General features: G+C 53.4%; 16 protein-coding genes. 10 read left to right on the top strand and 6 right to left on the bottom strand.

Annotated features, from left to right (window positions below; genetic code table 11):
• Positions 1-6: 6 nt before the first annotated feature.
• Both ytfR and ytfQ read right to left on the bottom strand, forming a co-directional pair.
• Positions 7-1509 (bottom strand): galactofuranose ABC transporter, ATP-binding protein YtfR, encoded by a 1503-nt coding sequence (gene ytfR, locus E1B03_RS03715; protein ID WP_103768606.1) that lies wholly within the window; start codon positions 1507-1509, stop codon positions 7-9.
• A 121-nt stretch (positions 1510-1630) separates the two neighbouring features.
• The gene (ytfQ, locus tag E1B03_RS03710; RefSeq protein ID WP_008786033.1) at positions 1631-2587 is read right to left on the bottom strand and encodes a galactofuranose ABC transporter substrate-binding protein YtfQ; all 957 of its coding nucleotides are present in this window, start codon (positions 2585-2587) and stop codon (positions 1631-1633) included.
• Positions 2588-2896: 309 nt separating this feature from the next.
• On the opposite strand from ytfQ, the gene ppa reads away from it, so the two are divergent.
• The 3 genes from ppa to E1B03_RS03695 all read left to right on the top strand — a co-directional run bounded on the left by ppa (position 2897) and on the right by E1B03_RS03695 (position 6789).
• Positions 2897-3424 carry an inorganic diphosphatase gene (ppa, locus tag E1B03_RS03705; protein WP_003025726.1) on the top strand — a complete coding sequence of 176 codons (528 nt, stop codon included), beginning with the start codon at positions 2897-2899 and terminating at the stop codon, positions 3422-3424.
• A gap of 198 nt (positions 3425-3622) precedes the next feature.
• Positions 3623-4693 (top strand): 7-bladed beta-propeller protein YncE, encoded by a 1071-nt coding sequence (gene yncE, locus E1B03_RS03700; protein WP_133085693.1) that lies wholly within the window; start codon positions 3623-3625, stop codon positions 4691-4693.
• An 86-nt stretch (positions 4694-4779) separates the two neighbouring features.
• Complete coding sequence (locus E1B03_RS03695; RefSeq protein WP_133085692.1) at positions 4780-6789, top strand: TonB-dependent receptor domain-containing protein; 2010 nt, start codon at positions 4780-4782, stop codon at positions 6787-6789.
• Between the two features lie 41 nt (positions 6790-6830).
• Here E1B03_RS03695 and E1B03_RS03690 read toward each other — a convergent pair whose 3' ends face one another.
• Genes E1B03_RS03690 through tamA form a run of 3 tightly spaced genes read right to left on the bottom strand, consistent with a single transcriptional unit; the run spans position 6831 to position 12684 of the window.
• Positions 6831-7175 (bottom strand): gamma-glutamylcyclotransferase family protein, encoded by a 345-nt coding sequence (locus E1B03_RS03690; protein WP_003025723.1) that lies wholly within the window; start codon positions 7173-7175, stop codon positions 6831-6833.
• Positions 7176-7177: 2 nt separating this feature from the next.
• Positions 7178-10954, bottom strand: a complete 3777-nt coding sequence (tamB, locus tag E1B03_RS03685) for an autotransporter assembly complex protein TamB (protein WP_133085691.1) — start codon at positions 10952-10954, stop codon at positions 7178-7180.
• Positions 10951-12684, bottom strand: a complete 1734-nt coding sequence (tamA, locus tag E1B03_RS03680; protein WP_042312760.1) for an autotransporter assembly complex protein TamA — start codon at positions 12682-12684, stop codon at positions 10951-10953. The genes tamB and tamA overlap by 4 nt, the downstream gene beginning before the upstream one ends.
• A 212-nt stretch (positions 12685-12896) precedes the next feature.
• Here tamA and msrA point away from each other — a divergent pair, with 212 nt between their 5' ends.
• Positions 12897-13535, top strand: a complete 639-nt coding sequence (gene msrA / locus E1B03_RS03675) for a peptide-methionine (S)-S-oxide reductase MsrA (RefSeq protein ID WP_103768611.1) — start codon at positions 12897-12899, stop codon at positions 13533-13535.
• A 7-nt stretch (positions 13536-13542) separates the two neighbouring features.
• Here the strand turns inward: msrA and E1B03_RS03670 are convergent, their stop codons facing one another.
• The gene (locus E1B03_RS03670) at positions 13543-14598 is read right to left on the bottom strand and encodes a LacI family DNA-binding transcriptional regulator (RefSeq protein WP_103768612.1); all 1056 of its coding nucleotides are present in this window, start codon (positions 14596-14598) and stop codon (positions 13543-13545) included.
• 190 nt (positions 14599-14788) lie between these two features.
• On the opposite strand from E1B03_RS03670, the gene E1B03_RS03665 reads away from it, so the two are divergent.
• The 6 genes from E1B03_RS03665 to E1B03_RS03640 all read left to right on the top strand — a co-directional run bounded on the left by E1B03_RS03665 (position 14789) and on the right by E1B03_RS03640 (position 21948).
• Positions 14789-15943 carry a Gfo/Idh/MocA family protein gene (locus E1B03_RS03665; RefSeq protein WP_133085690.1) on the top strand — a complete coding sequence of 385 codons (1155 nt, stop codon included), beginning with the start codon at positions 14789-14791 and terminating at the stop codon, positions 15941-15943.
• Between the two features lie 16 nt (positions 15944-15959).
• On the top strand, positions 15960-17144 hold the full coding sequence (locus E1B03_RS03660) for a Gfo/Idh/MocA family protein (protein WP_133085689.1): 1185 nt from the start codon (positions 15960-15962) through the stop codon (positions 17142-17144).
• Positions 17141-18208, top strand: coding sequence for a Gfo/Idh/MocA family protein (locus E1B03_RS03655; protein ID WP_133085688.1), 1068 nt, complete (start codon positions 17141-17143; stop codon positions 18206-18208). The genes E1B03_RS03660 and E1B03_RS03655 overlap by 4 nt, the downstream gene beginning before the upstream one ends.
• 11 nt (positions 18209-18219) lie before the next feature.
• Positions 18220-19242 carry a Gfo/Idh/MocA family protein gene (locus E1B03_RS03650; RefSeq protein WP_103768616.1) on the top strand — a complete coding sequence of 341 codons (1023 nt, stop codon included), beginning with the start codon at positions 18220-18222 and terminating at the stop codon, positions 19240-19242.
• An 80-nt stretch (positions 19243-19322) separates the two neighbouring features.
• Positions 19323-20867 carry an MFS transporter gene (locus E1B03_RS03645; RefSeq protein WP_103768617.1) on the top strand — a complete coding sequence of 515 codons (1545 nt, stop codon included), beginning with the start codon at positions 19323-19325 and terminating at the stop codon, positions 20865-20867.
• 10 nt (positions 20868-20877) lie between these two features.
• A complete protein-coding gene (locus E1B03_RS03640) occupies positions 20878-21948 on the top strand; it encodes a glycoside hydrolase 5 family protein (RefSeq protein ID WP_133085687.1) in 1071 nt (356 codons plus the stop codon).
• The last annotated feature ends 21 nt before the right edge of the window (positions 21949-21969 follow it).

Raw genomic sequence — 21969 nt, 5'->3', positions numbered from 1 at the left:
GTCTCCTTAGGCCGCAATGGCGTTCATGATCGCCGGTACGGACAGTTCAGCCAGTGGGATCTCGGCCACCTGTTTACGATCGCGCATAATAATGACCCGATCGGCATAGCCCACTAACTCTTCCAGTTCGGATGAAATCACCAGCAGGGCCAAACCATCGGCGCACAGCGTTTCGATCAGGCGGATGATCTCCGCATGCGCACCAACGTCGATCCCGCGCGTGGGTTCATCAAGGATCAGGAACTGCGGTTTGGTCAGTAACCAGCGTGAGAGCAATACTTTTTGCTGATTGCCGCCGGAGAGAAATTCAATCGGCTGTTCAGCGTTAGGAGTACGAATACCAAGCTGGCGAATAAAACGCTCCGCAATCTCGTTTTGTTCTTTCCGCGAAACAGGCCGCAGCCAGCCGCGCTGGGCCTGCAATGCCAGAATAATGTTTTCCCGCACCGAAGCGGCGGCGATAATGCCATCCGTTTTGCGATCCTCCGGACAGAAACCGATCCCCAGACACGAAGCCTGATGCGGCGATCGCAAAGTTTGCGGTTTGCCTTTGATCAGCGCAGTGCCGCTGTCGGCGGGTTTAATACCGAAGATCACCTCCGCCGTTTCCGTTCGTCCGGATCCCAGTAGTCCAGCGAGACCGACGATCTCACCAGGGCGCACCTGCAAATCAAACGGCGCGATGGTGCCTTTCTTGCCAAAGCCGCTAAATGCCGCCACCGGTTTATCGCTCAGCAAGGTGCGGCCCGCACGCTGTAGCGCATGGGTATCAAGTTCGCGGCCCAGCATCATTTTGACCAGTTCAATCTGAGGCAACTCGCGGGTTTCACGGCAGCCAACAAAGCCGCCGTTACGCAGAACGGTAATACGATCGCTGACCTGATAAACCTGATCGAGGAAGTGGGTGACGAAGATCAGACTGACGCCCCGATCGCGCAGATGCCGCATCAGGCCGAACAGCATTTCAACTTCCTGGGTATCGAGACTGGCGGTAGGTTCATCGAGGATCAACACTTTCGCGGAGAGATCGATCGCCCGACAGATGGCGACGATCTGCTGCATCGCCACGGAAAAGCGGTTCAGCGGCTCGCGTACATCGAGGGAAAAACCGTATGACGCCATCAGCTCCGTCGCGCGTTTTTCCATTTGCTTGCGCTGGAGCAGACCAAAACGCCGCGGTTCACGGCCAATAAATAAGTTATCCGCTACCGACATATTGGGCAGCAGGTTCACTTCCTGGTACACGGTGCCAATCCCCAGTTGCTGGGCATGGGCGGTATTTTTGGGGGAGATCGGTTGGCCTTCGAGCCAGATAGTGCCGCGGTCGGCATGGTAAACGCCGGTCAGCGCTTTGATAAGCGTCGATTTGCCGGCCCCGTTTTCTCCCAGCAGCGCCATAATCTCGCCACGACGCAAGCTGAAATCCACGTTATCCAACGCTTTGACGCCGGGAAAGAATTTGCTTAATCCTTCGGTGCGGAGGATTTCCTGATGTTGGTCGGTGGTCATGGCATTCCTCCGTTACGAAATCACGGCGTTTCGTAGGCCTGATAAGCGCAGCGCCATCAGGCAATAAATGCCGGATGGCGGCGTAACGCCTTATCCGGCCTACGCAAGACCGACAGCAAAACTAGTAGCCCATGTTTTTCTTCTTCTCTAACTCTTCTTTCGCCGTATCCGGCAGATAGAGGATCGACTTGGTAATGGTCAGCTTCTCAGGCATCGTGCCGTCTTTTTTGAATTTCTCCAGCGCGTCGAATGCCGGGCCGGCCATATTTGGCGTCAGTTCGACGCTGGCGTTGGCTTCACCGTCAATCATTGCTTTGTAGATATCCGGTACGCCGTCGATAGAACCGGTGAGGATATCTTTGCCAGGTTTCAGGCCCGCTTCTTTGATCGCCTGAATCGCACCGATCACCATGTCATCGTTGTGGGCGTAAACCATGCAGATGTTCTTGCCGTTGTTTTCCGCTTTGATAAAGCTCTCCATCACTTCTTTCCCTTTACTGCGGGTGAAGTCGCCGGACTGAGAGCGGATAATTTTGATGTTTGGCGCGTTAGCGATAGCTTCAGCAAAGCCTTTTTTACGATCGATCGCCACGCTGGCCCCGACGGTCCCTTGCAGCTCAACGACGTTACACGGCTTGCCGTCCACTTGTTTAATCAGCCAGTCGCCGATCAATTTACCTTCCAATACGTTGTCGGCGGTGACGGTGGTCATATAGAGAGATTTGTCTTTTACATCGATGGAACGATCGAGCAAAAAGACCGGAATGTCGGCATCTTTAGCTTCTTTTAAAACCGGCTCCCAACCCGTTGCCACGACCGGCGCAATAAAGATCGCGTCAACGCCCTGCGCAACAAATGAGCGAACTGCTTTAATCTGGTTTTCCTGCTTTTGCTGGCCGTCAGCGATTTTCAGCGTAATACCACGCTTTTCGGCCTCGCTTTTCGCAACGTTGGTTTCTGCGGCGCGCCAGCCGGATTCAGAGCCAACCTGCGAAAATCCTACGGTTAAAGGGGCTGCCATTGCCATAGACGACATGGCTGCCGAAACTGCTGTGACTAAAAGTAAGCGCTTCCACATAAGTGCGTCCTCGTAGGGTGATTATTGTTGGTTAATAAACCGTCGCGAAAAAACTATAGACAATTGAGCATGTAACAGATTGCGTTACATCACACTTCAAAAAAGTAAATAAAACGTTAATCACAAGTTTGTAATCGCTTTCATATCACTATGAAAAATGCGGCTGAAGATATGGATTTTTCTGTCATCATGGAGGAACAAAAAGAAGAAAATGGACGCAGAGAAAGCGAAAACAAGCGGAGACATTCCGCGCGAGTTGGCTATAATACCCGCCACTTGTTTGCCATAGCTTATTTAAAGGAAACAGACATGAGCTTACTCAACGTCCCTGCTGGTAAAGACCTGCCGGAAGATATCTACGTTGTTATCGAGATCCCTGCCAACGCAGATCCGATCAAATACGAAGTTGACAAAGAGAGCGGCGCCCTGTTCGTTGACCGCTTCATGTCCACCGCGATGTTCTATCCGTGCAACTACGGTTACATCAACCACACCCTGTCTCTGGACGGTGACCCGGTTGACGTTCTGGTCCCGACTCCGTACCCGCTGGAGCCAGGTTCAGTTATCCGCTGCCGTCCGGTTGGCGTACTGAAAATGACCGACGAATCCGGTGAAGATGCGAAACTGGTTGCGGTACCGCACACCAAGCTGAGCAAAGAATACGATCACATCAAAGATGTGACCGACCTGCCGGAACTGCTGAAAGCGCAGATCACCCACTTCTTCGAACACTACAAAGATCTCGAAGCGGGCAAATGGGTAAAAGTTGACGGTTGGGACAACGCTGAAGCTGCTAAAGCGGAAATCGTTGCTTCCTTCGAGCGCGCGAAGAAGTAAGTTCGCGTTAGCGTAATGCCCTGAACGCCAGCCCCTGGTTAGTAAGGGTTTTTTAATTTCTACTTTCTTTTCCCCTCCCCTTCGCTGTTTTCTTTTTGACCTACCAGATTGGGTAGTCACATTTTGCTTATCTCAATTGCGAATGAGATTAGATCTCATTATCATTCTCAGCATGTAAATAAATGTGAATAAAAGTCAATGAACCTCCACAATGTGAAGTCCCTGAAACGCTATTCCTGCGTGGCGCTCGCCACAGCACTGTTATTTACCAGCCTGTCCAGCGTGGCACAGACGCTACCTGAGAAAGATTTTCTGACCCGCGACGTCGGTAACGGCGTGTATGAACTGGCGGTTGATAGCCAGCAGAATACGCTTTTTGCCGCCTCGTCGCCGTCGTTCGATAAAGATAAAACCCGCGGGCTTATCTACAAACTCGACCTGGAGAAACTGACGACAACTGAAGTCATCGAAATCAGTCGTCGTGCGTTTGCCACTGCCATGGATGAAGAAAATCAGGTGCTGTACGTGGGCAACACGCTGGAAGGCTCAGTCACGCTCATCGATACCCGTAGCGGTAAAGAGTTGGCGATACTGCAACTGAGCGAAGCCAAAAACCCGAAAGATATTGTCCATACCCGTGAAATGGTGCTCGATAAACAGCATCACCGCTTGTACGTTTCCGGCGTGGCTGAAAAAGGCATTGTCTGGGTGGTGGATACGCAAAAGCGCGAAAAAGTCGCCACTCTTAAAAACATGGGCCAGTACCCGACCGGCATGGCCGTGGATGCAAATAAAAACCGTCTGTATGTCGTAAATGGCCGCAACGAACTTATTACACTGGATACCACCAACCATCAAATTATTAGCCGCTTTAGCATTGAGCCAGGCAAAAAACATTTTTTCCTGAATATTGCTTTGGATGCAAAAAATAATCGCGCATTCCTGACCGATCCTGATTTAGCGGATGTGCTGGTTGTTGATATTAACAACGGTAAGGTTATTGCACCCATTAAGGTTATCAACTCGCTGGCGGTGATGTATAACGAGAAACGCCAGGAAGTTTATATCACCCACCGTAATGCAAAGCGCATCAGCATTGTGGACAGCAAGACTTATCAGGTTAAACAAAGCATTGAAACCACTGAGTTACCTAACAGCCTGGCGCTCTCGGCTGATGCCAACACCCTGTATGTCAGCGTCAAACAGCCGGAAAAAATGACCGGTGCGAAGCCCGACTATGTGCTGAAAATCGATCTCTCTAAATATTAATAATTAAAAATGCTTCTTACACCTTGCAGCTTTTCCGGGCTGCGAGGTGATGCTTTTATTTTTTTACTTTTCAGGTGTCTTATATTATGAAAACGCGTCAACTTATTACGCTGACAGGGATCGTTGCATTCTCCGGCGGTGTTATTTTCCCTACTCAGGCAGAAGAACTCACCGAAACCTCACGCAATAGTGAAGATGAAATGGTGATCACCGCATCCGGGTTCTCGCAGCAAAAGCGCGAGGCGCCGGCCACCATTTCAGTTATCGATCGTAAAACGCTGGATATTCAGCCGGACCGTAACGTCGGTGAAGCGATTAAAAACCTTCCTGGCGTTTCGGTGACTAACAGCAGCGGCATGAACGCTGGCAGCATTATGATCCGCGGCATGGACCCGTCCTATACCGCTTTTATGGTCAACAGCGTCAAACAAAATACCGGTGAATCTCGCCCTTACGGACATGATATTGGTACTGAAGCTAACTTCTTACCGCCAATGGAGGCCATTGAACGTATCGAAGTTATCCGCGGGCCAATGTCCTCGCTGTACGGCTCAGATGCCATCGGCGGTGTGGTCAACGTTATCACCAAAAAGCCGTACGGCGCAAAAGAGTGGACGACGGCAATCGCCGCCAATACCTGGCTTCAGGAACACCAGTATTTGGGCAATACCAGCCAGATAAACCTGTTTACCATGGGGCCGATTGTGCCCGATGTTCTGGGCCTTAGCGTGGCGGCCGACGGGCTCGACCGTCGCGATGACGATCGCAATAACTATTTCGGCAAACACAACCGTAAATCCGTTGATATGACGCTGGGCCTGGCCGCCAGCGAAAATAACCTGTTCGATCTCAACGTGGTCACCGGTGAGCAGGAGAAAAACCGTACTCAGAAACGCGGCGCGCCGTGGTCATGGCTGTTCGATCGTAATGCCGCCACCCTGACGCATACTGGCTGGTATGCCGACGACACCATCGCGACGACCAACTACATAAATTATGAAAAAGGCCGTTCGAAGTACGTTTATGACGGACAGTCGCCGCAGTATGTGCAGATGGAGAACTACGTCGCCAATTCGCAAACCACCTTCACACTCGACAACCATAAACTGACGGTTGGGGCGAATTTTACCCGTGAAGAGCTGAATGACCGCTTTGATGTGGCCAACAAAACGCTGCCCGGATCTGAGCCCGTGACCAAAATCAGCCGTAACGGTTGGGCATTGTTTGCTGAAGACGGCTGGAGCATTGACGATTTCATCCTGACCACTTCAGCCCGTATGGATCAGGATGATAACTTTGGCACGCATATCACGCCGAAAATGTACGGTAACTGGGCCTTCAGCAATGACTGGGCGTTGAAAGGCGGCGTTTCCGCAGGCTATAAAAAACCAGAGCTGCGTGCGACATCCAGCGATTTTGTCACCCCATACGGTTCGACCGTACCTTATCCCTTCCTGACCGTCGGTAATGACGATCTGAAACCAGAACAAAGTGTTAACTCTGAGCTGGGCCTCTACTGGACGGGGAATGCGCTGTCACTGGATAGCACCGTCTTCTACACCCAGTTCAAAGACAAAATTGCTGAACAAACCATTTGCGAAACCACGTCGACGAATCAGTGCTCCGTGAATGGCTACAAAGCCGATTCCGTCAGTAAATACTTCAACGTCAGCAAGGCGGACGTGTACGGTATAGAACTTAATGCCGACTGGCAGATTAGCGCCGATGTAAAAGCCAATGCTAACTACACCTGGAACCACAGCGAACAGAAAAGCGGCGTGAACAAAGGCTACGCGCTCAACGATTATCCGCGCCATATGGCGAACCTGTCGCTGAACTGGGCGGCAACGCAGAGCCTGGACGTATGGAGTACGGTGAATTATCGCAGCAGTAACCGCAACAGCGGCAATAACTATAAGTACGATGACTACACGATGGTCGACGTAGGCGTACGTTATAAGCTCAATAAGTATACGCAGCTGATGGCAGGGGTCTACAACGTGCTGGATGAGGATCCGAAACTGACGACCGCGTGGAATGAGTCCGCGCAGGTGGAAGGCCGCCGCTATAACCTCGGCGCGCGCGTGGAGTTTTAAATCCTGAATAAACAACGCCACCCGAGGGTGGCGTGTTCATATCAGTACTGGTCTCTATCTAACCAGTTACCGCTTTCAATCAGCGTTAAGCCATCAACCGGACGTTGGTACACGTACATCCATGCACTTCCGTACGGCGTTTGAATTAACTGGCGTGCGTATTCACCGCCGCGGGTACGCAGAGCGTCAAGCTCTGCCAGCGTGGCGTTATCAATACGATAAACTTCCCCGTGTACTGTTCCATTTCCCGGAACGGCGCCTGGATAGTGGCCCAGGCTGTACAACTGGTAGTTGTCGATACTGAAATTTCCCAGCAACAGGGCATTGGTCATCCAGTGGCTGTTGCCTTGTTTGGTTCGTAAACTGCCGTAGACAAATATTCGCATTGCTAAAACTCGAACTGATAGAGCAAATCAAGTGCCTGATCTACGCCAGACACTGCTTCCAGATATAGCTTAGGCATCAGACGATAACGTAGCGTGAGTGTCGCTAAGGAGTCAAATATACCCACACCATATTTCACCTGCAGACCTGGCAGTACGTATCCGCTGACAACCACCTGAGATGAGTCGCCCACCCCTTGCGTGTCCAGTGCCAGATTGCTTACGCCAAATGTCTCCCCGATTTTACCCACAACCTGACCACTTTGTGCAACCCCCAGACCAATAAGCATTGAGGTCATCGCCGCGCTGTCGCTCTGTTCGCTATCGAGTCCTTGTCCGCGTAGCAGGTAGGAAAGCGCCATTTGCTGCGACATTGCCGGGTCGGAGAAGATCTCCGCCTTCGGTTCATCGGCAGTACCGGTGACACGAACACCGGCTATCACGTCGTCTTCTGTGGCATCCGGGTTTCGAATTGCTTCGATATTGAGCAGCGGTTGATCCGGCGGACCGGAGAACAACAGCTCGCCCTTACGCACAATCAGATCCTGACCATAGGCATGGAAACGCCCGCTCGGAATATTAATCTGTCCGTTCAGCCCCAGCCCCTGCTTATCCTGTACCACCTTCAGATCGCCCGTCAGGCGCGCTTTCAGTCCAAAAGCGTCAAGACGCACGTTGTTACCAACATGGATGTTCAGGTTGCTGTTGATCGGAATACCGGCGGTCTGCGGTTTTTCCGGCTGCAGATTGTTGTTAAGCATGACCATATCGCTGGAAACCCCGACCGCGCTTTCCGGCAGGTCGTGTACCACGATTCGCGCCCACGGCACATCCACGTTGCCGTCGAGGGTAAACAAGCTCGGCGTGGCTTCAAAAACCACGTCAGGCGATACGTCCAGGCGGACCATCGGCGGCACGGTAATACGTACCCTGCTGCCTTTAGCCGCGACGCGCGCCCGCCAGTTGTCTATCTGACTCCAGTCGGCGTCACCGCTCAGGTTGATTTCTCCCTGCTGCGTACGCACCACGCCCGCCAGCGTTGAACGTGTTCCGGTGAAGTTAACGGCTAACTGGCTTGGCTGCATGTCAAACGGCATAAAGTTACCGTCAATATCCAGACCGCTCAGTTGCAGCTGTCCGAGCAACTGCGGACTTTGCACATCGCCGCCCAGCCGCAGGTTGGCGTTGATCATCCCTGCCGCTTTTTCACCGCGCGAGAAGATGGGGTTCACCATCGCCAGATTGAAGTTGCGAATATTGACGTTACCGCCCAGATTACGACGTCCTTGTGGATCCGTCACCTGCACCTGTCCGTCAAACTGCCCGTTGTTGGTTAGACGAATCAGCCAGCCCAACTCGGCACGGTTATTGTGCAGGTCGGCGGTCAGATTCAGCGTTTCAAACGCCACTGGCAGCGGCGCATCGTTCACGCTTTGCGTGACCTTCACGTTACGTCCGGAAAGCGTGACCTGCCCCTGTGGCAGCCCCTCTTTGGTGGTGTCCCAGCTCACATCCGCTTTGCCGGTGAACACGCCGCTGGCCTGGGTCGTATCCGGCATGAACGGTTTTAACATCGCCAGATCGAAACGGTTAAGGTTCACCACCGCGCGTCCCGATGCACCGGCATCAATGGTTTGTGGTACGCACAGTTCCGCATTCGGGTTGTTCCAGCAGTGCGGCCCAATGCTGATTTTCTGTTCCTGATTGCGGTAATCCAACGCGATAGCACGATTGAGCGACCACGGACCGACCGGCGTCTGGAAGCGGGTATTGCTTAACTCTCCTTTCCAGCGCTGTTCTTTGCGATCAAAGCTCCCGGCAAGGTCGAGTTGACCGGAAACCGGTTCACCCTGAATGCGCAACTGCAGCTCATGCTGCTTTTCACTGCCTTTGGCGTTGAGCGTCACCAAACCAATATTCACGTCAGGTTGTACAATCCGCTCTACGCGAACGTTGAGATTACCCGCGATTTGCTCGGCCGATTTCACGTCGCCTTCAACACGTACCTGAGCGACGGAAAGCTCTTGCCAACGCAGACCGCGGGCGGTGATATCCGCCAGCAGCTGTGGCGCTTCAACCGTACCGCGAACTTTTACCAGCCCTTTCGCCGTACCGCCCAGTCCCGGCAGCGCGTTATCCAGACTTGGGGCATCAATCGTCGCGTCGAGATTGAGGTCCTTAACCCCCAGTTCCCCTTTCACGTCAGCACTGTTGCGTCCCAGCTCCAGATGCAGGCCAGGGATCGTCCACTGCAGGTAGCTGTTCCCCTTCAGCGAGCCGTTTACATTGACCTTGTTCTGCTTCACGTTGCCGGTCAGCTTCAGCTCCGGAACCTCCATCTGCCAGCTTCCGCCGTACAGACTGCCGCGCGTTTTCACCAGACCATTCAGCTTTGACGGCCAGTCCGGGATCGCTTTCGCGGTGTTGATACCATCCAGCGTAAGCTCCCCGCGCCAGCTGATCGCCTGCTGCCAGTCCACCAGCGCTTTCAGCTCGGTTTTCCCTTCCAGCGCCGCAATGCTGAGTTTGTCGAGATTGATCTGCTGTTCGTTGCCTTTGGCGTCCAGCGTAATGGTAGCCGGTGGAATATCCTGCCCTTTCACGGCGGTACGCATCGACAGCGTATAGTCGGTCATCTTGCCGGTTAGTTTGAGCTTGATGTCATCAGCCTGGAACTGTTTGTCACCGGTAAACGGCCAGTAAACCTGCTTACTCACCACCTCAAGGTTGAGCGGTAATCCGGCTTCTGCCAGACGCGTCTGCGCCCGCAGGTCCATATCCACCGGACCAGACAGATTGACGCCGACTTCCAGCTGTTCACGCAGCGCGCCGCCGACCTTCAGCTTCACCTTTTCACCTTTCAACGGGTCGATGTTGAGCGTGCTGTTTAACGTAATATCGACCGGCCATGTGTCGGTGAGCTGCGCCGTGCCGCTGGCGTTAACGGTGCCCTGATTCGAGTCGATATCCAGTGCATCGAGCTTCATATTGCCGTCAATGCTGCTCACTTTCAGCAGCATGTTATGTACCGTTAAATCCGTATCTCCGGTCACGCGTAGCTGCTCACCGCGAAACTCTTCAATGTTGAGATTGAGCGGCAGATGGACATCGGTCATTTCCGGCAGCACCGGCTTTGAGAACAGATCTTTTAGCGTTTCGCCGAGCGGTTTTTCATCCGGCTGCGGATTTTGAATCTTCGGTTCGACGACCTCTTCCTGCGCCACTTCCGCCACTTTAGGCAGAGCAATCAGCAGCCCCTGTAATGACGTTGGCTTCAGGGTCAGCGTTTTCTCCTGCCAGTTCAGGCCGGAGGTAAAATCCAGCACCGAAACCGTGGTGTCATCGATTTTGATGTTGATGTTGTTAAGCGCCACGCGCGAAAGCGTAATTGGGTAAGGCGTGGAAAGGTTGAGCGGACCGCTCTCTTCTTCTTCAACCGGCGCAGATGGCGGCATCTTTTTGCTGTCGATCGCCACGTTGATGTTTTTCAGCGCCAGATCGTTGACGCACAGGCTGCTGTCCCACAGGCAGTTAAGCCCGACGGCCAGATGCACTTCGCCGGCATTCACCGCCACGCCAGGCTGGTCATAACGAATATTTTTAAGCGATAGATCCCGCCAGCCGCCGGTAACCTGACCAATCTCCAGCCCCGGTACCCAACGATTTGCCGCTTTGAAGATCAGATGCAGGCCCGAAGTAGTGCCGACAAGGAACGCCACCGTGCCTAACAGCAGCAGGATAAAAATCAGCACGCCGAGGCTTATCTTCTTCCATAAACTCATAATTCAGGCCCCAGACCGATGTAAAACTGTAAACCATGTTCATCTTTGTCGCCGACAGGAACGGCAAAGTCGAGCTTGATGGGACCGACCGGCGATTGCCAGCGTACACCGACCCCGGCACCGGTTTTGAAATCACTTTTGCGGATATCGCTGACCGCTTCGCCGCTATCAACAAACATTGCGCCCCACCATTTTCCGGTCACGTTGTACTGATATTCCAGCGAACCGGTCGCCAGCTTCGAGGCCCCTTTCAGCTTGCCGTCGCTGCCTTCAGGCGAAATAGATTTGTATTTGTAGCCGCGAATGCTGCGATCGCCCCCGGCGAAGAAACGCAGATCCGGCGGCACTTTGTCGAAGTCGCCGGTTTCAATCCAGCCGAGGTTGCCGCGCATCACAAAGCGATGCCTGTCGTACAGCGTGCGGATCCAGACGTTTTGCGCCTGGAAGACGGAGAAATCAACGTCTGAACCCCAGGCAGTGTTGGAGTAATCAATAGAATAACGCTGGGAATCGCCCCACACAGGCATCAGACCGCCGCGCGAACGCGTCCGGCTAATCATTACGCCTGGATAGAGCAGCATGGTGGTGTTGGTGACATTACCCTGGGTAAAGTGGTCGAGGCTCCAGCGCAGGTTAATCGCGCGCTGCCAGCCGCTGGAGAGATCCCAGTAGCGGGAAACCGCAAGCGTCGTGGAGTCCTGCTCGGTGTCGTTTAGATCGGTACGCTTAAAGCCGCCCTGCACCAGGTAATATTGCTCCAGCGGGTTCTTTAACAGCGGCATTTTATAGCTGAAATCAAGAACCTGCTCTGGCGCCGAGATACTGGCGCTGGTCGTCAGGCTGTGGCCGTAGGAGTTCATCCACGGCTTTTTCCACGAGGTCTTCACCCGTGGCCCAACGTCAGTTGAATAACCGACCCCGGTTTCGATAGTGTTTTCAGTTCGTGGCGAGACCACGCCTTTTAGCGGCAGCACTTTGGTTTTGCGGGCTTTATCAAATTCCGGGGCGACAACCACGGAATTAAACCATCCGGTCGCCGACAGACGACGGTTCAGTTCGCCCAGATCTTTCGACTCGTACTCTTCACCTTCTTTAAAAGGCACCAGATTTTGCAGGTACTCATCGCGAATTTGCGAACCTTCAAAGGTGACATGCCCAAAGCGATAACGTTCGCCGCTGTTGTAATCGATATCCCAAAACGCCTGGCGGCGCTCAAGCGCTATTCCAAGCTGGCTTTTATTAAATTCACTGTCGAAATAGCCTTTGCGCAGGGCCACGCTGGTGAGTGACTTTTTGAAATTGTCATAGTCCCCCTGATTCAGTACGGTGCCGATTGCCGGGCGCGTTTTCAGCAGATCCAGGTAATCTTTATCCGTACGCGCGCCACCGCGCAGAATCACCTCGGTGCCGCCAATCAGCACCGGCTCGCCGGGAGTCACCTTGGCGATCAGTACCTGGCGTCCTTTCGCCGGCGGCGGACGCAGTTCAAAATCAATGGTTGGCTCAAAGTAGCCCAGCGCTTTTAGCCCTTCGCGGATGGCATCATCAACGCGCGCACGAAAGCGTCGGTCTGGAGTGACTTCATCACTTTGAATCGTGGACAGCTGCGCACGGACGTTTTTCTCCAGCGGTCCTGATAAACCTTCGACCTGTAAGCGAACATTCGCGGCGGCGGCGGAGCCACTTAAGCACAGTAATCCCACCCAACATAACTGACGGATATGTGGCACATTTTCTCCTGAATATCCTTTTTTCCCACCCCTGGAAAAAAATACTATGCCGTTCCTCGGCTTAACAAAAAATCAACAATAAGAGTTGAAAAACAGACGACAACCCAAATATTTCTTATGTTTAACTCTAGACGTATTCACGCCGTTTATTGTGGGCAAAGACGCGTCTCGTTACAACCTTAACCCAAATGACTGATTTCGGGAGAACGGCCATGAGTTTATTTGATAGAAAGCATCTTGTTACTCAAGCAGATGCCCTACCTGGACGCAACACCCCGATGCCAGTGGCAACGCTGCATGCGGTTAACCAACATTCGATGACCAATGTGCCCGACGGTATGGAAATAGCGTATTTCGCCATGGGATGCTTCTGGGGCGTTGAACGTTTATTCTGGTCATTACCCGGCGTGTACAGTACCGCAGCCGGATACACCGGCGGCTACACCCCAAACCCAACCTATCGGGAAGTCTGTTCCGGCGATACCGGGCACGCCGAAGCGGTACGCATCGTCTATGACCCGCATGTTATCAGCTACGAACAACTGCTGCAGGTGTTCTGGGAAAATCACGACCCGGCGCAGGGCATGCGCCAGGGGAACGACCAGGGTACGCAGTATCGCTCCGCCATTTACCCGTTAACGCCGGAGCAAACCGCCGCGGCACAGGCAAGCCTTGAGCGTTTTCAGGCAGCAATGACCGCCGCAGGCGACGAGCGCACCATTACAACGGAAATCACTACGGCAACCCCGTTCTACTATGCCGAGGACGATCACCAGCAGTATCTGCACAAAAATCCATATGGCTACTGTGGAATCGGTGGCATCGGCGTTTGCCTGCCGCCAGAACGTTAATCCACAATTAACGAGCTACCGTCACCCGCGCGGCATGTCGCGTAGCGTGGGTCACGGTTCCCCGATCTGTCACCTTTCCCTTCAGCAACAGGTTAAACACTGGCGCTGAGGGGCGATTAAGACGATTTTGCAGCAAATGCACCGCTTCCACGCCCAGCGCCCGACAGGGAATAGTGATACTGGTTACCGCAGCAACGATGTGCGCATCCAGTTCCTGAACATCCGTCGTCATCAGCGACAGCTCACCGGGTATCTCCACGCCAACGTTTTCCAGTATTCGCCGAATGCCCGTCGACATTGACGCCCCGGCGCAGAAAATCACCTCAGGCCACGCTTCACGCGGCGTCTCACGTAGCCAGTTGCCTATCGCCCGCTCTGATTCATCCTCAGAAAACCCTTCCGTCACCAGCAGATCGCGCCCGGTATCAAACGGTATCTGATATTGTCGGTACACCTCCTTGATGCCCTCCAGACGCCAGTACATCGTTTCCCGGCGCAGGCTGGTGACATGAAGAATACGCCGATGCCCCTGTTCAAAAAGATATTGCACAGCACGGTTGCCAATCGCCCGATGATCGGGGGATACCGCATCCAGTAACCCTTCTTTGTCCTGCGAGTTAATCAACACGCAGGGTTTATCCAGCAGTTGCGCCAGTTTATGCACGGTCGGGTCATCAATGCCGATAAGAATAATGGCATTGATATTCTTGTTGTTGGCCTTTTCCTGAAAGACTTTGATGTCCGCACGTTGCTCATCCAGCCCGCAGTAACTCAGATACACATCATGCGGCGCTATCGCCTCAGCAATTCCGCGCGTGACTTCGAGGTAAAACGCATCGCCACGGGCGGTGAAAGTGCGCAACGGAGCGAAAACGGCAATCCCGTTAATCAACAGTCGTCCACTGGACAGCGAGTCCAGAACGCCCAGCCTGCGTGCGCAGCTGACAATCGCCTCACGCGCTTTATCGCTGGTATATGACTTTCCGCTAAGCACCCTCGACACCGTACTCACCGAGTACCCCGTCAGGGCGGCAATTTCGTCCATTTTTAGCTTGCCAGACATTCTGTGACCTCACTCGCAATCAATCTTTGCAATTTTTTGCAAACGTAGTTCATTGACTCTAAAACACTTTTTCAATGACTGGATGAACTTCTTTTTCATCCTGCAACCGTTCTCACAAAATCACATTGTCGATATTCCAGGCGTTTCTTATGTTCCGCATATCCCTTATTTCTCATGAAAAAGGCACGACATGAAAAAAATACGCTTTGGCATTATTGGGGTTGGCAACATTGGTACCGTCCACGCGCGCTACCTGCTGGCCGGAACGGTACACGAAGCAGTGCTCACCGCAGTGTGTGATAACAATCCTGATAAACATGCGGCTATCCAACGGCTGGTCGGTGAAGAGGTGACATTATTCAGCGACGCGCGTGAGATGCTGGAAAGTGGGCTTATTGACGCCGTTATCGTCGCCACTCCGCACTATGACCATCCGGGTTTATCGATGATGGCCATGCGTCTTGGCATCCATACGCTGTGCGAAAAACCTGCCGGGGTCTATACCGCGCAAGTACAAGAGATGAACGCCTGCGCGCGCGAATGTAATGTGGTGTTCAGCATGATGTACAACCAGCGCCCCAATCCGCTGTATCAGAAAGTTAAAGATCTGATCGACAGCGGCGAACTCGGCGAGCTGCGTCGCTCTAACTGGATCATTACCAACTGGTATCGTTCGCAGAGCTATTACAACTCCGGCGGCTGGCGCGCGACCTGGAAAGGTGAAGGCGGCGGCGTGCTGCTTAATCAGGATCCACACCAACTCGATTTATGGCAATGGCTGGTCGGCATGCCGGTACGCTTGCGCGCCTTTTGCCAGTTTGGCAAGCACCGCCAGATTGAAGTTGAAGATGACGTCACGGCCTACACGGAATACGCCAACGGCGCGACCGGCGTGTTTATCACCACCGTCGCCGAAACCCCCGGCACAAATCGCCTGGAAATTGTTGGCAGTCGGGGAAAAGTCGTGGTGGAAGAAGGCCGACTGCGCTTCTGGAGACTACGGGAATCCGAAACCGACTTTAACGCACGCTGGCAAAACGGTTTTGGTGAGCCTGAATGCTGGGAGGTGACCATCCCTACCGAACCAGAATGCAGTGAGCACTATGTCATTACCCGCAATTTCACCGCCGCGATTCTGCACGGCGAGCCGCTGATCGCTCCCGGTCTGGAAGGCATTCGCGGCCTGACGCTTTCCAATGCGATGCACCTTTCTACCTGGACCGATGACTGGGTTGAGCTACCGATCGATGAGCAGCGCTACTTCCAGTTGCTCCAGGAACGTATCGCCTCTTCAGTAGAAAAAACCACGACCAGCCGCACGCTGGACGCTTCCGGTAGCTGGTAACGCGCAGGAGAAAATTATGCTCAACATTGCCATTGTCGGTACCGGGAATATCTCCCACAACCACATTCAGGGGTATTTACAGTTCGCCGATCGTTGCCGGATTGTCGCGCTGGTTGATATCTACCCAGAGAAAGCCGAAGAGAAGAAATCACGCTACGGCCTGAGCGAAGCGCGAGTCTACCGCAGTCATCAGGCGATGCTGGACGCGGACATAGAGGTCGATGTGGTGGATGTCTGCACGCCACCGTACGTGCACGCAGCCATTAGCGTTGATGCGCTGCAGGCCGGAAAACATGTGCTGTGCGAAAAACCGATGGCCGCCTCGCTTGAAGAGTGCGATGCGATGATCGCCGCGCAAAAGGCCAGTGGGAAAACCTTATCGGTCATTGCGCAAAACCGCTTTACCGATGCCTTCTGGCGGCTGAAAACCGTTGTTGATTCCGGGCTGGCGGGCAAGATTTGCCATGCGCAGGTGGATTCATTCTGGTGGCGCGGACACTGCTATTACGATCTCTGGTGGCGCGGCACGTGGCAGAAAGAAGGCGGCGGCTGCACGCTGAATCACGCGGTGCACCACATTGATGCCATTCAATGGATGCTGGGTTTCCCAACTGAAGTCGTGGCGATGATGACCAACGTCGCCCATGACAACGCCGAAGTCGAGGATCTTAGCGCGGCTATCTTCAAATACCCGAACAGGGCGCTGACGCAACTGACCGCCTCCGTGGTGCATCACGGTGAAGATCAAAAGATTGTCATTCAGGGCGAAAAAGCGCGTATTTCCGCGCCGTGGCAGGTTCATGCCAGCCAGTCGGCGGATAACGGTTTCCCGCAGACTGACAATAACGGCGAACTGGAACAGCATCTGGAGACACTTTTTCGCGCTACGCCACCGCTGCAATGGACGCTACACACCGGGCAAATCGATAACCTGCTCAACGCCATCGAACAACAGATCCGTCCCCTGGTCGATGGCGAACAGGGCAAGCGCTCGCTGGAGTTGATTACCGCTATCTATAAATCCGCCATCACCCGCACGGTGGTGACGCTGCCTATTCACCACACCGATGCGTTTTATCGCACCGGCGGCCTGATTGAAATCGCCCCGCATTTCTATGAGAAATCCGCCTCCGTGAGCAATTTCACGGAAGTGGGCGCCATCCCTCTGGGTAAAGACTTAGATTCAGGAGCTAAAGAATGAACAAGCAAGATGGAATGCACTACGCCCCTACCGGAAAACCTCAGCCGGTCGTGAAGCCTGGCGAGTTTATCATTGCCGCGTCCTCACTCGATCATGGCCATATCTACGGCATGTGCAACGGGTTGATTGAAGCAGGCGCCACGCTGAAATGGGTTTACGATCCCGACCCGCACAAAATCGATCAATTTCTGCAGCAGTATCCGCAGGCGCAGGTGGCCGATTCGCTCGAGACAATCCTCAACGATCGCGAGGTCCGACTGGTTGCCGGGGCGGCAATTCCTTCCGAGCGCTGCCCGCTGGGGCTAAAGGTCATGGCGGCCGGTAAAGACTACTTCACCGACAAGGCTCCGTTAACCACCCTCGCACAGCTTGAAGAGGCCAAAGCGATGGTGGCGAAAACCGGGCGCAAATACGCGGTCTATTACAGCGAGCGTCTGCATGTTGAAAGCGCCGTTTATGCCGGTCAGCTTGTCCATCAAGGGGCAATTGGGCGCGTGATGCAAACCCTGGGCACCGGTCCGCACCGCGAAGGCCACGGGCGCCCGGACTGGTTTTATGACAAACGCTATTTTGGCGGCATTCTGTGCGACATCGGCAGCCATCAAATTGAACAATTTCTGTTTTATACCGGCAACAGCGAGGCGCATATCGTCGCCAGCCAGGTCCGTAACGTCAATCATCCGCAGTATCCGCTGTTCGAAGACTTTGGCGATGCCATGCTGGCGGGCGACAACGGGGCGACCGGCTATTTCCGCTGCGACTGGTTCACGCCGCAGGGGCTCAGTAGCTGGGGTGATGGACGCCTGACGTTGCTGGGTACCGAAGGTTACATTGAGATCCGCAAGTATGTGGATATCACCCGGGGTGAACAGGACGTGGTGTATCTGGTGAATAAAGACGGGGAATACCGCTACCCGGTCGCGGGCAAAGTCGGTTTTCCTTTCTTCGGCGACTTCATTCTCGATTGTCTGAATCGCATGGAAAACGCCATGACACAGGCCCATGCCTTTAAAGCCGCAGAACTGTGCGTCAAGGCGCAAATGCTGGCGAATGCCCGCACATAACCGGAGGTGACATGACAACGCTAAATGCCGCCATCATCGGCGCGGGCGCTATTCACCGCAGTCACGTTAACGCCCTCCGGCTTTTGCCGGGGGTCACGCTGCGTGCGCTGGTCGATATTGATAGCGCCAACGGTTTGCAACAGGCGATGGCTTATAACTGCCGCTATTACCCGAATTACCGTGAAATGCTGCTGGATAATGACATCGACGTCGTCCACATCTGCACGCCTCACTTCGAACACAAAAACATGATTACCGCCGCGCTGGCCGCCGGGAAACATGTGTTTTGCGAAAAACCGGTGGGTTTGAATTGCACAGAGGTGGCAGACATCGCTAACGCAGCGGCGTCCGCCCTGGGCTTACTGGGTGTGTGCTATCAAAACCGACTTAATCCAACCAGTTTACGTATCCGCGATGAACTGGCGAAAAATACGCTTGGCAAAATGCTAAGCGTTAAAGCGGTTTTGACCTGGTCACGCTCCAGGGCTTATTACAGCGAAAGCCCGTGGCGCGGGCGTTTTGCCAGCGAAGGCGGCAGTTTACTGATCAACCAGGCTATTCATACCCTCGATCTGATGCAGTGGTTCGCCGGCGGCGTGACGCGATTGAAAGGCGTGGTGGACAGCGGTGAACTGGCGGACGTCACCGAAGCCGAAGACAGCGCGATGGCGACCCTGCACTTTGCCAACGGCGCTCGCGGTCTGTTTTACGCCAGCAACTGCAACACTCACGATTCACCGCTGCTGCTGGAGATCCATTGCGAGCAAGGCATGCTCCAGCTCACGGATAATACCCTGTGGCGCGTTACGGCGGACCGACGCCTGAAGCTGGACTGCGATGGTTCACCGGACGGTCACGCCAAAAGTTACTGGGGCCTGGGCCACCAGCAGGCTATTCGTCAGTTTTATCATGCGATTACTCATGGAGGTCAGACAGAATATATCAATATTAATGAAGCCCGCAAATCACTGGCGATAGTCGATGCTATTTATCATTCATCTAAAACTCGCCAATGGATAACCATTAATAATTAATATTAATTTAGCGTTGCAGAATTAAATAACACCAGCCGGATAATACCGGAATACGCATACCCTACATACTGGAAAATATTATGGTCAAACCAACTGAACGCAGAGTCAGTTATGGTGTAGCGATCGGCTATGGCATTACTGACTTATTTGGCGGCGGTGCTTTCGCCATTATCGGAACATGGCTTTTATTTTTTTACACCACCTACTGCGGTTTAAGCGTGCTGGAAGCAGGCTCAATATTTGCCATTGCCCGCGTGATTGATGCTGTACTTAGCCCAATTATGGGTTATATCACCGATAATTTTGGCGACACGTGGCTGGGCCGCAGATTTGGCCGTCGCCGCTTCTTTTTATTACTCAGCTCTCCTTTAATGTTTCTCTATGCCCTGCTGTGGCTGACCGACATGGGTTATTGGTACTACCTGGGAACCTATCTGTCGATTGAACTGCTTTCAGCGATGGTGCTGGTGCCGTGGGAAACCCTGGCCGCCGAAATGACCAACCGCTACGAAGAGCGCAGCCGCCTCTCCGGTGTGCGCATGATCTGCTCGCAGCTGGGCGGATTTCTGGCCGTATCGGTACCCGGCGTCCTGATGCAGTTTACCGGCAAAGATAATCCGTTTACCTATACGCTAACCGGGCTGATCTTTTCCGTCGTGTTCTGCATCGCAGTGTTCATAACCTGGCGCTGCACGTGGGAGGCCAAAGACGTTCAGGAAGAGACGTTCCAGGCGGACCTGCAGCGCAATAGCGGGATACTGAATCACCTTAAATATTTGATACTCGATCTGCTCTCTTCTTTCAGGATCCGGGCATTTCGCCTGCATATCATTATTTATATTTTCTCATTTACCGCTATGGATGTATTCGGCTCAGTATTTACCTATTACGTGGTTTATTGTTTGAGCCAGGATGCCGCCTCCGTTTCTGGCTGGTTAAGCATTGCCGCTTTTGCTTCAGTTTTTGGCACCTACGGATTTATGCTATTATTGAACAAACTCAATATAACTCCGTCAGCAGCACTACGCCTCTCTTACACCTGTATATTTAGCGTATTGGTATTTTTATTTATTATTTATTATACCGAAACCCAGGTATCCAATATTCTGTTCTCTGCGATCTTTATTCTGCTCGGCATGGCGCGTTCTGGTCTTTACTATATCCCATGGAATATCTACAGCTTTATTCCTGACATCGATGAGATGGTGACCCAGCAGCGTCGCGAAGGGATTTTTGCCGGCGTTATGGTACTCACCCGTAAAAGTACGGTGGCCATCGCTATTTTGCTTATCGGCATGGTGCTGGAAGAGTCCGGCTTTGTAAAAGGCAGCGGCGCGCAGCCGGAAAGCGCGCTCCACGCCATTATCGGATTAATGATCTTTGCGACCGCAGCGCTGCTGGCGGTGAGTTTCTACACCACCTACAAATTCAAACTGACCCGCGAAACCCACAAAGTCCTGCTCAAAGAGATCGCCCGCCGCAAGCTGGGTGGCAATTATCGCGACTGCGATGAAGAAACCCGGGTGGTGATCAAACAGCTCACCGGCTACGAGTACGATGAGGTTTGGGGTGGCAGCGCTACCCAGCGTGCAACGGGACGCGTCAGTCTCTCAGATGCAGAATAAGGAGCATATCATGTATAACCCATGGAGCAAAGCACGGGCGCAAAGCTGGTATCAACAGCAAGCCTGGGGCTGTGGTTTTAACTACTTGCCGCGCACCGCAGTTAACTGGCTCGAAATGTGGCAAGCAGAGAGTTTCGATAGCAGCACTATCGATCAGGAACTCGGCTGGGCCAGCCGGTATGGTTATAACCAGCTACGAACAAATTTACCGTTTACCGTCTGGCAGCACGACCGCGATGGTCTGCTCGAACGCATCGAACTCTTCCTGAGCATTGCCCACCGCCACGGCATAAAAGTGATGCTGACGCTGCTCGACGACTGCGCTTTTTCCGGTGATGAACCCGTTATCGGTCCGCAGAAATCCCCGGTTCCAGGGATTCACAACAGCCAGGCCGCGGGTAGCCCAGGCCGCGCCTGCGTGCTGGACCGACGCTGTTGGCCGCAAATTGAAGCTTATGTCAGAGATATCATCCGTTACTTTCGCCATGACTCGCGCATCAGCGTCTGGGATTTATATAATGAGCCAGGCAACGGCGGGATATTTTGTCATACCGGCGAATTTGCCCGCTATGACGACAGGCTGGAAATTTACGCCTTAACCCTGATGACCCAGCTGTTTGGCTGGGCGCGAGAGGAGTCACCGTCTCAACCGTTGACCGTAGCGGCCTGGCATATTGACGATCGCGCTGCGTGCGGGAATGCGTTCACGCATCCTATTGATATAGCCGCACTGCGGCTTTCCGACGTGATTAGCTATCATGCCTATGTTGATACCCCTGGCCAGTTGTCTCTTCTGTCACAGTTGGCCGAATTTGGCAGACCGCTCTTTTGTACCGAGTGGCTGGCACGCCATGTCGATAGCCGAATAGAAGAACAACTGCCGTTATTTAGCGCCCAGCGCGTTTCCAGCTTTCATTGGGGATTGGTACAAGGGAAAACGCAAACCTGGCTGCCGTGGCCGGATATTCCGCTTGACGAAACGACGGCGCAGCTATGGTTTCATGATGTGCTAAAGCCGGATGGTTCGCCCTATAGCGAAAAAGAGATGCAGATGGTGCGCAGACTTAACCCCGCAGAATAAGGCCAAAAAAGCTCCTCTGGC

The organism is Citrobacter arsenatis (assembly GCF_004353845.1).
Lineage (GTDB): Bacteria > Pseudomonadota > Gammaproteobacteria > Enterobacterales > Enterobacteriaceae > Citrobacter > Citrobacter arsenatis.
This window is presented reverse-complemented; position numbering and strand designations above follow the sequence as displayed.